Here is a 14,958-nt window from a genome sequence, read left to right as displayed (position 1 = left end):
GGGACCTGACACGTCCGGAGGCGCGGGTGTCGTGAACCGCCGCAGCGAGTGCGACGAGCCGAGGCAGCCGCACCATTGTGGCGCGGCCCGATCGCATCGTCTGCAGGCTGAGCACCGGGCAACGGCCGTGCGAACGGGCGCAGGACGAGGGGCGGCCCGGCCCGGGCTCTGGAACGCGCAGGTGCTGGGCATGCTGGCCGTGCTCGCTTCCCGGGGCCTCGGTCGCCCCCCCCGGGTTCACCGGAGGGATCCGTGACTGGCTCGCTGCCCCGAGGGGACTCCGCTGCGTGCGCAGTCAGACCCAGCGTTCGAGCGCTTCGCACGCCTGGTCCGCGCTGCGTTGGTCGAGCCGGTTGCCCTGGTCGCGTTCGTGTCCGAGTGGGGGCCGGTGTTCCCCGGCCCGCTGGGCCTGCCCGAGCCGTGGCAGTCGATCTCGTGCACCCAGCTGAGCCACTCGTTCTGTCAGCAAGTGGCGCGCTGGGGGAAGCCGCCGATCATCTCATCGGCAGCAGAGCGGCCGAGGGACTGCAGCGGTCGCTGCTGACCGCGCCCCCGAGCCGGACGACGTGCAGATAGTGGTGCGCTACCTGCCCGCCGGGCAGGCCGCCGAGGCGGGCGGTGACTGGTACGAAGCGTTCGTGCAGGGCAATGGCGCCACCACGGTCGTCATCGGTGACGTCGTCGGCCACGACACCGAGGCCGCCAGGCCATGGGGCAGATCCGTACCATCGTGCGCATCGTCGGCGCACTGGAGGACGACATCCCCGCGCGGGTGCTGAGCCAGACCGACCGGGTCCTGGAGGCTGCAGGCGACCGCGACCGCGACCGCGACCGCGACCGCAACCGCAACCGCAACCGCGACCGCGATCGTGGCCCGGCTCGAGCAGACCGTGGACGCGCGGGCTGAGGGGGCTGACCAGTCTGCTGGTCCAATGCCGGTCACCCGCCGCCGATGGCCGTCGACCTCCGGGGTCGGGTGACCGTGCTGGCTGCCGAGCGCGCCGACCTGCGGCTCGGCGTCGATCCCGACGTGATCCGCCGAGATGCCCAGGTGGTCCTGAAGCTGGACACCGTCGTGCTCTTCAACACCGACGGGCTGGTCAGGCGGCGCGACATCGACCTGGACGAGGGGCTGGCCCGGCTGCAGGCGCTGCTGGCCGAGCTCGTCGGCCGCGACCTCGACGGAACTGTGCGATGAGATGATCGCGCGGCTGCTGCCCGCCGTACCCGACGACGACGAGGCGCTGGTTTGCCGTGCGGTCGCACCCGCAAGACCAGCCTTGCCCGGCAGCAGCCGGACCGGACCGGGTGCCGCCCGACGTTCCCGACGCGGTCGAGGAGTGACTCGGCGGGCTCAGCGTTCACCAGCCGACGGACAGCCGGATGCTGTTGCCGTGTGCGTCGCGGCGCAGGGCGACGTGGTCGCACAGCTGGCGGGCCAGCCACAACCCCATGCCACCGGCTGACAGGTCCTCACCGTGGGCGGGCCCGTACCCGGCGAAGGGGTCGGTCGGCCCATCGCCGGCGTCGCGGATGGTGCAGACCAGCCGCCCTGGCGTACTCCACAGCCGGACTCCGACCGGCCGCCGTCCGTGGAGGGTGGCGTTTGAGGTCATCTCATCCACCGCCAGCAGGTAGTCCTCGATGAGGTCGGCTGGGCCGTCGAGCGAACGCAGCCGGGCGCGGACGGTGCGGCGCAGACCGATGAAGTCGGTGACATCGTCGAAGACCAGAGCCGGGGCTGTGCGCTCCAGCGGCTCGTCGGGCACCGGCAGGGTGCCCAGGTAGGCCGCCGGGTCGATGAATTCGCGGTTGGCGACGCGGCCGGAGCGGCTGACGAGGTGCGGGTGCGCCGCCAAGCCCTCCAGCAGGAAGGGGACAGCCACTGCGGCCAGCTCATCCGGTGAGTCGTAGAGCAGGGCGTCGTGCCGGAACGTCGGCACCACCTGAGAGGGGTCTTCGGCATGCCCGTCGGCCGGGCACGAGGCGCCCTGCCTGCCGTTGGTGCTCAACGCCGATTCCCCCATCGTGCTGGCCGTCTTTCTCGGCACACGATCGCCCATGCTAGGCCGAGCTCTGTTCAGGAGGCCCATGCTGTGCCGGAACCGCGTCCGCACCGTCGGCGGGAACTGCCCGAGGTATCGGGGCGCTGTGATCGTTCAGTCGAGTCCGGCGGATCTGGCAGGTCCGTTGCGGGGGCTGGGCGAGTCCCGGGCCAGCTCCTCGGCGGGGAGCCGGCGGCTGAGCGCGGGGGCGTCAACCGCCAGCCGGATTGCTGGCTCCGGCGAAGGTCATGGGGGTCCGGCACCGGCTGCCGTTGGCGAAGGACGCCGCGACGGTGACAAAGGACACGCGCGGAAGCGGACGGCGACTGCCGGCCCGGCTCCGGGGCGACGACGGCGCACCGTGGCCGCCGTGCCGGTGCAGGAGATCCACCACGTGGTCCACACCAGGGAGCCGGTCACTTCCTCACGGGTTGCCCGGAAGACCGTCCGCGGTCAACTGGGTCAGGACGCTGGCTCCGCCGTCGACCACGTGCACGCTGCCGGTGGTCCAAAGCGACTCCGGTGAGGCGAGGAGCAACGCGGTCGGGACGACGTCGTCCACCGAGCCCCACCGCCCCATCGGGATGCTGGCCTGCCAGCCGGCGGCGTTCGCCGGGTCACGGGGTCCGGGTCCGGCGATGTTGGTGGTCACCGGGCCGGGCGCGACGGCGTTGACCCGAACGCCGTAACCGGCCAGCTCGAGCGCAGCCTGGCGGACCAGCCCGACCACGGCCGACTTCGAGGCCACGTACGGGTAGCTGACGCGTGGCTCGGCGCGCAGCCCGGCGGTGGAGGCGGTGACCAGGATGCTGCCCCCGCCCTGAGCGACCATCACCCGCGCACAGGCCTGTAGCCCGTGGAACAGGCCGTCCAGGTTGACGTCCAGCACCCGACGCCAGGCCTCGAACGGCAGGTCGAGCAGGCTGCCACCGGGCTGCATCATGGACGGCACACCGTTGACACCGGCGTTGAGGAAAGCGGTGTCCAACCTGCCGGAGGCGGCTGCCACGTGGTCGACCAGTCGGCGCACCGCGTCGCCGTTCGTCACGTCGCAGACGTGCGCCGTCGCTCGGGCACCGTCGGCGGTCAGCTCGTAGGCTGCGTCGCGGACGCCGTCGGCGTCGCGGTCGGCGAGGTGGACCACCGCACCGGCCCGTGCCGCGCCGCGGGCCAGACCCAGCCCGATGCCGCTGGCTGCGCCGGTCACCAGGACGACCCGCCCCTCCCAGTGCTCATTGTCGGCCATTGCCGTGCTCCTCCCCGGTCAGCACTCGTACGGTGCCGGCCGTTCCGTCCACGTCGAGCAGGTCCCCGGTGTGCAGGGCCGTGATCGGGTCGGTGTCCAGCTCGGTCACCGCAGGCACGTCCAGCACCACGAGCCCGAGGGCCAACTTGGAGTTCATCCGGGTGAACACCACCGCGACCGGAGCCGTCCCCTGCAGCTTGGCCAGGTGGAACTGCCCCGACCAGCCCGAGGACCCCTTTGCACCGGGCAGCACCAGCACGCCACCGGCGAAGGACTCGCCGCGTTGCGGGTGCCGGCTCTCCACGATGACACCGGTGCTGGGGTCGATCCCGCCCCATCCGGACACCGGCGCGGTGCACACCAGGGCGCGGCCGGTGGCCCGGCCGTCGACGACGCCGCGACCGGCCAGCACCAGCCGCGCGGTCGGCGCCCCGGTCACGCCGCCCACCGCCCGGTGAGCGCGGCGGTCACGCAGGTCTCGACGCTGCCGAACCAACCCTGCACCCCGGCTATCGCCGGTACGTAGTGCGCCTGCTTGGCCGAGTCGGTGGCGAACACCTTCGTGCCCGGCGGCAGGAACTGCCCGATCGCCGGGCAGGTGTCCGAGAGCACCCTGGCGCCGGCTGCCTCGATGGTGGCGACCAGACCCTCCTCATCGGCCTGGCGCCGCAGCGCCGACGGGGTGAAGACCCACAGCGAGGTCGAATCCGAGATCCGCCGCCTCTCGACCAGCCGGGCCACCTCGCGCACCTGCTCCAGCGCCGCGTGCGGGCAGCCGATCATCACGAAGTCGACGTCCCGGTCGGTCGCGGTGCGGCACAGCGAGGCGACGGTCTCGGCGCGCGCCGTGGCGTCGTACACCGACGTCGCCCTCGGTGGTCGGCCACCGAGGGCCTGCTCGACGGTCGCCGCCTCCGGCGTGACCCCGGGCAGGTGGTACATCTCCACGTCGCCGGAGGACGCTGCGGCTGCGCCGAACTGCTTGAGCTGCACGTGCGAGGGCCGCAGCCTCTCGCCGGCGAGCACCGGGACTGCATCCTGCACCCGGTCACCCACCCAGTAGCCGAACAGGTTCCAGTCCTCAGTGGTGACCACCGGCGTGCGGACGTCGATCATGTGCGTCGCCCGGCGTGCCTCGTCCAGGTGGTACCCGACGTAAGGGGTCCGCCCGGTGATCATCGAGGCGGCTGAGGACTCCCGGCCCTCGGTGTTGGTGCGGGCGCCGAGCACCGAGTTGATGTAGACGACCGCCGAGGACTCCATCCAGGCGCAGTGCTCGCCGAACTGCGGCACCACCCCCACCTGGTACGGCGTGCACGTGGAGAGCACGTCGACGCCGCGTTCGACCAGGTAGGCCTCGCTGGAGTCCATCGCGAGTGCGTCGGAGGGGGCGATGCCCTGGACGTCCCACTGCTCCCGGTCCCGCGGGCCGATCAGCTGGCAGCTGTGTGCGCGGAAGGCCGGCACCTCCACGGGCTCGGCGAGGTCGAGGGAGAACCGGGAGAACAGTGCCGCGGGATCGGTGGTGCCCAGCACCCGGGCGTGCCGGGGGCCGAAGATGTTGGCACCGCACACGTTGTCGGTGTCGATGAGGCGCTCGGCGCCCATCAGGTCGCCGTAGCGGACCAGCAGCTGGATCGCTGCCTGCACCGCGGGGCCGTCGTCGCCGACGAGCATCCGCTCGTCGGCCGGGGTCAGCTGCACCGTTCCTCCTCCGTCACAGGGTCAGACATGCGCCCTCGTCCTCGAGCATCTCCTGCAGCTGCGGCACGTCCACGTCAGCGACCGGTACGCCGGCCTTCAGCGCCAGGTGGGCGGCGGTGCCGGCGGCCTGCCCGAGTGCGAAGCAGGGGCCGGCCACCCGGGCGGCGGACTGGCCGCCGTGGGTCATCCCGGCGCACCGGCCGGCGGCCAGCAGGTTGGCCGGACCGGCCGCGGGCACCAGCGAGCGGTAGGGCAGCTGGTTGTAGCCGACCGGGTCGTCGCCGTAGGGCCAGCGGATGTCCAGATCGCCGTCGACGTGCGCCTCCACCGGCCAGCCGTTGAGCCCGATCGAGTCGTCGAAGCGGGCGCAGGAGCGCACCTCCTCCTCGGTCAGCATGTGCCGCGCCTGCAGCCGGCGGGTCTCACGGATCCCGATCTCCGGACCGATGTCGACGATGTAGGAGTCCTCGAAGCCGGGGTGGTTGGCCCGGATGAAGCCGAACACCTCCTGGGCCTGGGCCCGGCCCTGCACCTCGGCCGACGTGAGCTGCCAGACGTCGGTGCCGTCGATCGCGGTCCCGTCGGGGTTGCGGGGCTGGGTCGCGTTGGCCCGCCACTCGAGGTCGTCCCGCTGCGGTCGCACGATCGCACCGCGGCGGGGGAACCGCGGCCGGCCGGCGGCGACCGCCTCGTCCATGAGCCTCGGCAGCGTCTTCCAGGCCGGGCCGGCGCGTTCGGCGTCGACGCCGTTGATCCGGAACATCGTGGAGACGTGCAGCATCTCGGTCGGGTCGGACTTCTCGAAAGGCGTACCGGTCCAGGCCAGCAGGTCACCGTCGCCCGAGCAGTCGACGAAGACCTCACCGCGCAGCACCCCCCGCCCGGACTTCGACTCGACCAGGAGGCCGTCGACCCGTTCGTCGGTGCCCACCGCGCCGACGGCCCTCGCGTGGTAGAGCAGCGAGGCCCCGGCTGTGCGCAGCTGGTCGTCGGCGGCGCTGCGGTAGGCCGGGATGTCGTAGGCCTGCGCCCGGATCCGGTCGGCGAAGGAGAGGTGCGGGGCCCGCAGTCCGCCGAGCCGGTCGATCCTGTCCAGCAGCTCGGACGCGTGACCCCGGGTGGTGAGCACGTGCTCGCCGTGCACGTTGGACCACATGCCGCAGAAGGTCGACAGGCCACCGGACGTGCCTGCCCCGCCCAGGTAGCCGCCCTTCTCGACCAGCAGCGTGCTGCGGCCGGCCCGGGCCGCGGCGGTCGCCGTGGCCAACCCGGCCGGGCCGCCGCCGAGCACGACGACCTCCCAGGAGCCGAGCACCGGCGTGCGCCGTGCGGGCTCGTCGATGAACAGGCCGGTCTCCGTCATCGGGTGCTCCTCGTGGAGGTCGTGGTCCAGTGCTGGGTGAGCAGGGCGTGCAGCTCGTCGGGACGTTCCTGGGGGAGCAGGTGTCCGGCGCCGGCGACCTCGACCCGTCGGGCACCGGGGACGCTGTCGGCCAGCAGCTCGGCGTGGTGGGCTGGGACGACGGCGTCCGCGCTACCGGTGACCGCGAGCAGCGGCACCGCCAGAGCGGGCAGGGCCTCGCGCAGGTCGGTGCCGGCGATGGCGGCACAGCACGCGGCGTAGCCCGCCGGGGAGAGCCTGTCGACGGTGTCGACGGTGTCGCGGACCAGCGCCGACGGCGCCGCGGCGACGGTGGGGGAGTACCAGCGGCCGAGCAGCCCGGCGGAGGCGACGCCCATGCCCTGGGCGCGCACGGCCGCCGCCCGCTGACGCCAGAAGTCGGGGGCATCGGCGAACACCGGCGAGTTGATCGTCACCAGGGTCCGGACCCGGTCGGGGCGGGCTGTGGCCAGGCCGAGTCCGACGGTGCCACCGAGGCTGACCCCCACCACGTCGACCTGCGCCACGTCCAGCCGGTCCAGCAGCGCCACGACGTCGTCCACCAGGTCGGTCAGGCTGAGGTCGTCGGCCGGGACGGGGGAGTCGCCGTGCCCACGGTGGTCGTAGGCGATGACCCTGCGGGTGGCCGCCAGCCGGTGCACCTGCTCCGCCCACATGGTCCGCGTGGTGCCCAGCGAGGCCGACAGCAGCACCGGCACGGTGTCGCCCCGGACGCCCTCGTCGTCGAAGGCGACGTCCACCGCGGTCACGCGGGCTGCTCGCTGGGGGTGCGGCGACCGGCCTTGGCGTCCTGGATCCCGCGGTGCACCCGGGTGCGCAGCGCGGCGAACCTCGCCGATGACCGGGTGTCGACCTGCTCGCGGTCGGCGGGCAGGTCGACGGTGATGTCGTCGAGCACGCAGGTGGGGGAGGCCGAGAGCACGAGCACTCGCTCGCCCAGGTACACGGCCTCGTCGACGTCGTGGGTGACGAACAGCGTGGTCACGCCCAGGTCCTGCCACAGCGAGCGGACCAGGTCCTCCAGGTCGGCACGGGTCTGCGCGTCGACGGCGGCGAACGGCTCGTCCATGAGGAGCACGTGCGGCTCGTACGCGATCGCCCGGGCGATGGCGACCCGCTGCTGCATGCCGCCGGACAGCTGCCAGGGGAACGCGTGGCCGCGGTCAGCGAGACCGACGGCAGTCAGCGCCTCGGCGACCTTGTGCTCGCGCTGGTCCCGGGGCGTCTTCTTCAGCCGCAGCGGGAGCTCGACGTTCTGCTGCACCGTCTTCCAGGGGAAGAGGCTCCGGCCGTACTCCTGGAAGACGACGGCCATGCCGCGCGGCGGACCGTCGACGCGCTCGCCCTCCAGCACCACCTCCCCGGCGGTGGGGGAGAGCAGCCCGGCGAGGCACTTGAGCAGCGTCGTCTTGCCGGCGCCGGACGGGCCGACGATGCAGGCGAACTGGCCACGAGGGACGTCGAAGGTGATGTCCCCGATGGCCTCGACCGGCCCACGGTTGGACTCGTAGACCTTCTTCAGGCCGGTCACCCGCACAATGCTGTCGACGGTGCTGCGCGGCGAGCCGATCACGGCGGTGGTGTCAGCGGTCATCAGGCGTTCCTCTTCTGGAAGTCGCGCAGGCCCAGGTACCAGCCCAGGGCCCGCTTCTCGACGAGGGTGAACAGCACGGAGAGCGCGAAGCCGATGAGCCCGAGCAGGAGGATCCCGCTCCACATCTCGGGGATCGCGAAGCTCCGCTGGAACTGGACGATGGAGAAGCCCAGTCCGTTGGACGCGGCGAACATCTCGCCGATGACCATCAGGATCAGGCCGATCGACAGCGACTGGCGCAGCCCGACGGCGATCTGCGGACTGGCCGCCGGCAGCACCATGTGCCGCAGCCGGGCGGCGCGGGTGACACCGAAGGTCCGGCAGGTGTCGAGCATGACCTCGTCGGCGGCGCGTACGCCCTCGACGGTGTTGAGCAGCACGGGCCAGAGACACCCGGAGACGATCACCAGCACCTTGGACGTGTCGCCGATGCCGGCCACCAGGGCGATCACCGGCACCAGCACCGTCGGCGGGATGGCCCGGGCGAACTCGAGCACCGGCTCGGCACCGCGCCGCAGGGCGTCGGTGAGCCCGAGCGCGATGCCCAGCGAGACGCCGATGACGGCGGCCAGTGCGAAGCCCGCGGTTAGTCGCGCGAGGCTCGGGACGACGTCGCTGAGGAACCGGTCGGACAACCACAGCTCGCCGAACTGCTCGAGGATGGTCTGCAGGGGCGGGAAGTAGTAGTTGGTGCTCGCTGCGCTGGTCACCCACCACAGCCCGACGAGGACGACGGGTAGTCCGAGGGCGGCCGCCACGCGGCGCAGGCGCGTGGTCATCGGGCACCCCCGGCCCGACGCACCGACGGGTGCCAGCTGAGCAGTGACCTCTCGGCAGCGCGGAAGGCGACGTTGACCAGCACCCCCAGCACCCCGGTCAGCACCACCAACGCGAAGGTCACCGTCGTCGCCCCACTGCTCTGCGCGACGGCGATCGCGGAGCCGATGCCCGGCGTGCCGATGACCAGCTCGCCGGTGATGGCCAGCACGAGCGCCACGGACGCGGCCAGCCGGACCCCGGTGAAGACGAACGGGAGTGCCGTGGGCCAGACCAGGTGCCGCACCAGGGCCCAGGGCCCAGCGTGGTACGAGCGGGCGGTCTCCTCGGCGACCGGGTCGATGTCCTGCACGCCGTAGAGCACCTGCACGAGAACCTGCCAGAAGCCGGCGTAGACGATCAGGACGACGCCGGACTGGTAGCCCGTGCCGAAGAGGAGGATGACCGCCGGGATCAGCGCGACCGACGGGATGGGGCGGAGGAACTCGACCGTCGACGCGGTCAGCTCACGGAGCACGGGCGCCAGCCCGATGAGCACCCCGACGACGACGCCGCCGGTCACGGCGAGCACCAGCCCGACCGCCCAGGTGCGCATCGTCTGACCGAGCGCCTCCCACAGCGTGGAGTCGCCGAGCTGGCGGACCAGCTCGGCGACCACCGAGGACAGCGGCGGGAGGGCGTCGCCGCCGATCAGGCCGGCGCGCGGCAGCAGCTCGGCCAGCACCAGCGTGACGGCGATGCCCACCAGGGGTGCACGCAGGCTGCCGGCCCGGCGCGGGCGGGTGGGGGTGGGGGACGCGGGGTCGGCCACCGACGGTGGTGCCGAGTCGAGCAGGGTCACCGGTCCCCTCCGGTTGTGCCGGCGCACCGGCCGGTCGGCCCCTCAGGGCGCGGGCAGAGGACAGAGCCGCACAGTGCGGTCGAGACGGTGCGGTCGTAGACCGCCAGCCAGCCGCGGGAGGTGTCGGTGTCGGCGGGCGCCACCTCACGGGCGGCCAGCTCGGTGGGGGGGACCTCGACGTCGACCGTGCGGGTGGTCAGGTCGATGCTGATCACGTCGCCGTCCCGGAGCCGGCCCAGCGGTCCGCCGACGGCCGCCTCGGGGGCGACCTCGCCGACGACGATGCCCTTGTTGACCAGGCCGGAGAGCTGACCGTCGGTCACGACGGCGACCTCCTCGCCCAGGCCCGCGCCGTCCAGGGCGAACACGAAGGCCGAGGCCATCGCCATGCCCGGGCCGCCGTGCAACCCCATCCCTCGGAGCACGACGACGTCGCCGGGCTGTACCTCCCCCGCGGTCAGCGCGGCGATCGCCGTCTCGCGGGAGGGGTAGCAACGAGCCGGACCTCGAAACCGGTCGGGCCGGTCCTGGTCGACCGGCAGCTTGACGATGGCGCCGTCCGGAGCGAGTGAGCCGCGGACCACGACGATGGACGGCCGGGTGCTGAAGGGGTCCGCGACCGACCGGACGACGGTGCGGTCGGGGGACGGGATCCGGGCCAGCACCGCGCGCAGCGGCCGGCCGGAGACGCCGACCGCGTCGAGGTCCAGCAGCCCGGTCAGCTCGGCGAGCACGGCCTGGGTGCCCCCGGCGTCCTCCAGCTGCTCGATCAGGTGCGGGCCGTTGGGCCGGACGGCGGTCAGCACGGGAACGGTGTCGGCCAGCTCCTCGTAGAGCCGCCACACGTCCACGTCGAGCTCGGCCTCCACGGCGATCGCCTGCAGGTGCTTCACCGAGTTGATCGACCCGCCGATGGCCAGCATGAGCACGACCGCGTTGCGGACTGCGGCCGCGGTGAGCACCTGGCGTGCGCTGCCGCCCTCGAGCACCAGTTCCACGATGCGGCGGCCGGCCCGGTCGACGGCGTCCCACATCGGGGGGCTGTCCGCCCGCACCGGGGTGGTGCCGGGCAGCGCCATGCCCAGGGCCTCGGCGGCCATGTGCATGGTGTTGGCGGTCCCGAGCCCGGCGCAGACGCCGGGGCCGCGGATGGCTCCCTCGGTCATCTCCAGCAGGTCGTCCACGCTGGTGCGGCCCAGAGCGGTGTGCCCGGCATGGAGGAAGACGTCCTCGATGTCCGCGCCGCCGGATTCGGCCAGAGCGCTGTGCTGGTAACCGCAGGCGACGACGATCGTCGGCACGTCGAGCCGGCCGGCCGCCATGATCTGGGCCGGCGCGGTCTTGTCGCACGAGGCCAGCGCCACCATGCCGTCCAGCTGGGCCCCCTCCACGACGACCTCGATGTCGGCGACGATCAGGTCCCGGGTCGGCAGGATGTACCGCCCGCCGGCGCCGGAGCTGGTGATGAAGTCCGACGGGGCCGCGGTGCGGATCTCGAAGGGCAGGCCGCCGGCGTCCCGGATCGCCTTTTTGAGCACCGGGACGATGCCGTCGAGGTGGGCGAAGCAGGCGGCGAGGTCGGAGGACGAGTTGACGATCGCGATCTTCGGACGCGACATCTCCTCGTCGGTGATGCCCAGGGAACGCCACTGCGCCCGCCGGACGGCCCACCGGGAGCTGCCGACGGCCAGGTCGCTGCGCAGTGGGCGCCGTCCGGCGGCCGCTTCCGCGACCGGGGTGCCGGGCGCGCCGGACGTGATCTGCTGGGAGGTCACGGTGCTCAGTTCTCCGGACCCGACCAGACGAGGTCGTCGTAGGAGACGGTGCCCTCGACGATGCCGAACTCCTTGGCCGTGTCGATGAAGGTCTGCACCGACTCCTCGGGGATCTCCGGGTCGTAGGTCGGCAGGGTGACCTGCTCGATGACCGCCGGGTCGATCTGCGTGAAGGTCGACAGCTGGGCGCGGACCTCGTCCGGGTGCGCCTGGGCGTACTCCAGCGACTCGTTGATCGCCTCCACGATCGCCTGGAAGAGCTCCGGGTCCTCGTTCAACTGCTGCTCGGAGGAGAAGTAGACCGAGGTGGTCAGCGGGTCCGCGCTCATCTCGAGGTACGGCGTGGAGATCACCCGCGTGCCGGTGCCTGCTGCGATCGTGTCGAAGGGCTCCGCAGTGACCATGGCGTCGATCTCGCCTCCGTCGAGCGCAGCGACCGCATCCGGGAAGGGCAGCTCGACGTACTCCACGTCGTCGGGGTTGCCGCCGTCAGCGTCGACGGCCACGTCGCCGAGCATCTGCAGGAGGTTGTTCAGCGTGTTGACGCTGACCCGACGGCCGGCGAGGTCGGCGGCCGACTGGATGTCGCTCTCCTCGGGCACGCGGATCATCGAGACGTCCTGGCCGTCCTCCCCGGTGGAGGACGAGCCGGACGCGATGATCTGCAGCGGCAGACCCCTCGCACGGGCGGTGAGCACCGACACCATGTTGCTGAACGCGAACTGGTACTCCCCGCTCACGACCGGGGGCACCAGCGCCGCGCCGCCCTGACCGGTCTGGACTTCGAGGTCGATGCCGCGGTCGGCGAAGAACCCCTGCTCGTCGCCCAGGTAGAGGGCGGCGACGTCGATGACCGGGATGAAGCCGGCCTGGACGGTCACCGGGGTGTCCGACGACGGGGCCGGCTCGGCGGAGGACTCGCTGTCGCTCCCTCCGCAGGCGGTGAGCGTGAGCGCGATTGCGAGCGAGCCGGCGAGTGCCGTCATCGTCCGCTCGGACCGGAACGACATCGTTCCCTCCAGGTGATCGGGGTCTCGGTGGGGTGTGATCGGGACCCTACGGACTGCGCACACTCGTACGCAAGACGCACGCACGTATGTGCGCTATGCGTACACTGGTTTCGTTGGCTGGCTGTCGTGCCCTACGGCAGAGTTCTCGTCGACGACAGGAGGACCTGGTGACGCTTGTGGACTCGGAACTGCCCGATGGCGACCGGGATGTGGACTTCATCCAGTCGCTCGCCCGGGGTCTCTCGGTGATCAAGGCCTTCGGCGCCGAGTCCCCGGCGCTGACGCTCAGCGACGTCGCGCGGGCGACCGGGCTGACCCGGGCAGCGGCCCGGCGGTCGGTACTGACGCTGCAGCAGCTGGGGTACGTCCGGGCCGAGGGTGCGTTGTTCGCGCTGACGCCGAAGGTCCTCGAGCTCGGTCACGCCTACCTGTCCGGGCTGACGATCCCGCAGGTGGCCAATCCGCACCTCAAGCGCCTGATGCGGGAGACCGGGGAGACCGCCTCCCTGTCGGTGCTCGACGGCGACCACGTGGTGCACGTCGCCCGGGTGCCGGCCGGCGGCGTGATCACCGTGGCGATCAACGTCGGCGCGCGGTTCCCCGCCTACGCCACGGCGATGGGGCGCGTGCTGCTGGCCGGCCTCGACGACGCGTCGCTGGGGGAGTACCTGGCCCGGGTGCAGCTTGAGCCGCGGACGCCGTACACCGTGCGCGATGTCGCAGCACTGCGCGAGGTGCTGGAGGGCGTGCGGCGGGACGGGTACTGCCTGGCCGACCAGGAGCTGAGCATCGGGCTGCGGGCGATCGCCGCTCCGGTCCGCGATGTGGACGGTCGTGTCGTCGCCGCCGCCAACATCGCCACCAGCCTGGCCACCGGAACGCTGGAGGACCTCCGCGGGATGCTGCCCCGGCTCCAGGAGTGTGCGACGGCCATCGAGCGGGACCTGCTGCTCGTCACCGGCTGACCGTCCGGCCCGGGAGTCGGCAGCTGGACCGCGCCCCGCCATGAGCCACGCCTGAGCCGGGTCCGCGATGCCCCGGGAGGGGTGCGGTCGGTGACGGTGGGGGGCGAGCTGGTCTTCGTCGGGTGGGCTGCCGAGATGGACACCCTGCAGGAGGTGGCCCGGCCGCGATCGGCGTCGTGGGCCGGTGAGAGGCGACGGCACACGTCCTGGCTCTTGCTCTTGGGGCTCGGCTGCGCGAGGCACGAGTCCGGCAGCGGCCCCGGCAGGGCGCATCCGGCACCATTGGCCGAGGGCTGCGAGACACCTCGACGTCCGGCACGGTCCGGCGCTGCGGGGCCCGGGTGGAGGAGGCGGACCGGTGCGTCGGCTGCCGAGGGTGTCGGTGCAGTCGGCGGCGATCGGTCTTGCCGTCTGCACCGACGGGAGCAGTCGCGTCGAGCAGCGTCCGGTCTGGAGGGAGCGAGAGATCGGACGGTGGGGGAGTCGTACTCGCAGCACTCTCGCGCGGAAAGCGGTGCAGCTGTAGAGGTCGACGTCGGGACGACGATGGTGAGCATCGCCGGGGGCGCTCGGGGATCATGGACGTGGTGTCGCCAGCGTGGCTGAGGACTGCTGGCGTGGCCGCTCGGACCCGCCACCGCATGGTGAGACTCCGAGCCGGCGCCGACGCCGACGCGCCCCGCTCGGTCCGATGGCACACCACGCGGTGGACGACATTGGCTTGCGGCCCTCTTCTCGTTCACGTAGGACGAGGAAGTGATTTCCATGCACCCTTTTGCTTCTTGCTGTTCGCGCGCACTCAAGACCGGGTCGTGCCGGTGACCCCGGCGGAGAGTCAGGTGGACACCGCCCGGATCGAGGCCGCCGTCCGGGAGGTGCTGCTCGCGATCGGTGAGGACCCGGACCGCCCCGGTCTGGTCGACACCCCGGCCCGCGTCGCCCGGGCGTACGGGGAGACTTTCGCCGGGCTCGGCCAGAACCCGTACGACGTCCTGGCGACGACGTTCGACGAGGACCACGACGAGCTGGTGCTGGTCAAGGACATCCCGATGTACTCGACCTGCGAGCACCACCTGGTGCCCTTCCACGGCCGGGCGCACGTCGGCTACATCCCCGGCGCCGACGGGCGGGTGACCGGGCTGTCCAAGCTGGCCCGCCTGGTGGAGGTCTACGCGCGGCGGCCGCAGGTGCAGGAGCGGATGACCCGGCAGATCGCCGACGCGCTGTTCGAGGTGCTCAAGCCGCAGGGCGTCATCGTGGTCGTCGAGGCCGAGCACCTGTGCATGGCCATGCGCGGCGTCCGCAAGCCCGGGTCGACCACGATCACCTCGGCGGTGCGCGGCATCTTCCGGGAGAGCCCGGCGACCCGCAGCGAGGCGATGGGTCTGATTCTCGGTCGTTGAACACCGGCACGAGCAACCCGCGACGGCGTATTGGGTAGACTCATTTCCGACGGCGCTCCGATCGGCGCGCGGCCGTAGGCGTGTGAGAGGTGTGTTCGGTGAACATCGTCGTGTTGGTGAAGCAGGTCCCCGACTCCGGCAGCGAGCGGAAGCTGGACCCGTCGGACAACACCGTCGCGCGGGCCACCGCCGACAA

Annotated in this window: 15 protein-coding genes and 1 pseudogene; 4 read left to right on the top strand and 12 right to left on the bottom strand. The window is 72.3% G+C overall.

Annotated elements, in window-relative coordinates; genetic code table 11:
• Positions 1-494 precede the first annotated feature (494 nt).
• Positions 495-689 (bottom strand): hypothetical protein, encoded by a 195-nt coding sequence (locus Q1A09_RS22260; protein WP_299960482.1) that lies wholly within the window; start codon positions 687-689, stop codon positions 495-497.
• Between the two features lie 41 nt (positions 690-730).
• Here Q1A09_RS22260 and Q1A09_RS22255 point away from each other — a divergent pair, with 41 nt between their 5' ends.
• Together Q1A09_RS22255 and Q1A09_RS22250 are read left to right on the top strand one after the other, a co-directional pair.
• Entirely contained in the window at positions 731-907 is a 177-nt protein-coding gene (locus Q1A09_RS22255; protein WP_299960479.1) for a hypothetical protein, read from the top strand.
• A 24-nt stretch (positions 908-931) separates the two neighbouring features.
• Positions 932-1,198 (top strand): annotated as a pseudogene (locus Q1A09_RS22250) (SpoIIE family protein phosphatase); the annotation flags it as partial.
• A gap of 163 nt (positions 1,199-1,361) precedes the next feature.
• On the opposite strand, the gene Q1A09_RS22245 reads toward Q1A09_RS22250, so the two are convergent.
• From Q1A09_RS22245 to Q1A09_RS22195, 11 genes are all read right to left on the bottom strand, one after another.
• Complete coding sequence (locus Q1A09_RS22245; RefSeq protein ID WP_299960476.1) at positions 1,362-2,063, bottom strand: ATP-binding protein; 702 nt, start codon at positions 2,061-2,063, stop codon at positions 1,362-1,364.
• 406 nt (positions 2,064-2,469) lie between these two features.
• Entirely contained in the window at positions 2,470-3,291 is an 822-nt protein-coding gene (locus Q1A09_RS22240; RefSeq protein ID WP_299960473.1) for an SDR family NAD(P)-dependent oxidoreductase, read from the bottom strand.
• A complete protein-coding gene (locus Q1A09_RS22235; protein ID WP_299960470.1) occupies positions 3,278-3,730 on the bottom strand; it encodes an aconitase X swivel domain-containing protein in 453 nt (150 codons plus the stop codon). The genes Q1A09_RS22240 and Q1A09_RS22235 overlap by 14 nt, the downstream gene beginning before the upstream one ends.
• Positions 3,727-4,995 (bottom strand): aconitase X catalytic domain-containing protein, encoded by a 1,269-nt coding sequence (locus Q1A09_RS22230; RefSeq protein ID WP_299960467.1) that lies wholly within the window; start codon positions 4,993-4,995, stop codon positions 3,727-3,729. Before Q1A09_RS22230 ends, Q1A09_RS22235 begins: the two co-directional genes overlap by 4 nt.
• 13 nt (positions 4,996-5,008) lie before the next feature.
• Positions 5,009-6,358 carry an FAD-dependent oxidoreductase gene (locus Q1A09_RS22225; protein WP_299960464.1) on the bottom strand — a complete coding sequence of 450 codons (1,350 nt, stop codon included), beginning with the start codon at positions 6,356-6,358 and terminating at the stop codon, positions 5,009-5,011.
• Entirely contained in the window at positions 6,355-7,146 is a 792-nt protein-coding gene (locus tag Q1A09_RS22220) for an alpha/beta fold hydrolase (protein WP_299960461.1), read from the bottom strand. Before Q1A09_RS22220 ends, Q1A09_RS22225 begins: the two co-directional genes overlap by 4 nt.
• Positions 7,143-7,991 (bottom strand): ABC transporter ATP-binding protein, encoded by an 849-nt coding sequence (locus Q1A09_RS22215; RefSeq protein WP_299960458.1) that lies wholly within the window; start codon positions 7,989-7,991, stop codon positions 7,143-7,145. Before Q1A09_RS22215 ends, Q1A09_RS22220 begins: the two co-directional genes overlap by 4 nt.
• Positions 7,991-8,770 carry an ABC transporter permease gene (locus tag Q1A09_RS22210; RefSeq protein WP_299960456.1) on the bottom strand — a complete coding sequence of 260 codons (780 nt, stop codon included), beginning with the start codon at positions 8,768-8,770 and terminating at the stop codon, positions 7,991-7,993. Before Q1A09_RS22210 ends, Q1A09_RS22215 begins: the two co-directional genes overlap by 1 nt.
• Positions 8,767-9,609 carry an ABC transporter permease gene (locus Q1A09_RS22205; RefSeq protein ID WP_299960453.1) on the bottom strand — a complete coding sequence of 281 codons (843 nt, stop codon included), beginning with the start codon at positions 9,607-9,609 and terminating at the stop codon, positions 8,767-8,769. Before Q1A09_RS22205 ends, Q1A09_RS22210 begins: the two co-directional genes overlap by 4 nt.
• On the bottom strand, positions 9,606-11,384 hold the full coding sequence (ilvD, locus tag Q1A09_RS22200; RefSeq protein WP_299960450.1) for a dihydroxy-acid dehydratase: 1,779 nt from the start codon (positions 11,382-11,384) through the stop codon (positions 9,606-9,608). The genes Q1A09_RS22205 and ilvD overlap by 4 nt, the downstream gene beginning before the upstream one ends.
• A 5-nt stretch (positions 11,385-11,389) precedes the next feature.
• Complete coding sequence (locus Q1A09_RS22195) at positions 11,390-12,394, bottom strand: ABC transporter substrate-binding protein (RefSeq protein WP_299960447.1); 1,005 nt, start codon at positions 12,392-12,394, stop codon at positions 11,390-11,392.
• A 167-nt stretch (positions 12,395-12,561) separates the two neighbouring features.
• Between Q1A09_RS22195 and Q1A09_RS22190 the strand changes: the two genes are divergently transcribed.
• Together Q1A09_RS22190 and folE are read left to right on the top strand one after the other, a co-directional pair.
• Positions 12,562-13,359: an IclR family transcriptional regulator C-terminal domain-containing protein gene (locus tag Q1A09_RS22190; protein ID WP_299960444.1), complete on the top strand. Its 798-nt coding sequence runs from the start codon at positions 12,562-12,564 to the stop codon at positions 13,357-13,359.
• Between the two features lie 812 nt (positions 13,360-14,171).
• Positions 14,172-14,762 carry a GTP cyclohydrolase I FolE gene (gene folE / locus Q1A09_RS22185; protein WP_366139822.1) on the top strand — a complete coding sequence of 197 codons (591 nt, stop codon included), beginning with the start codon at positions 14,172-14,174 and terminating at the stop codon, positions 14,760-14,762.
• The last annotated feature ends 196 nt before the right edge of the window (positions 14,763-14,958 follow it).

The organism is uncultured Modestobacter sp. (assembly GCF_947486615.1).
In the GTDB taxonomy this organism is placed as follows: domain Bacteria; phylum Actinomycetota; class Actinomycetes; order Mycobacteriales; family Geodermatophilaceae; genus Modestobacter.
The sequence above is the reverse complement of the archived record's forward strand: the minus strand, read 5'-3'. Positions and strand labels throughout refer to the sequence as shown.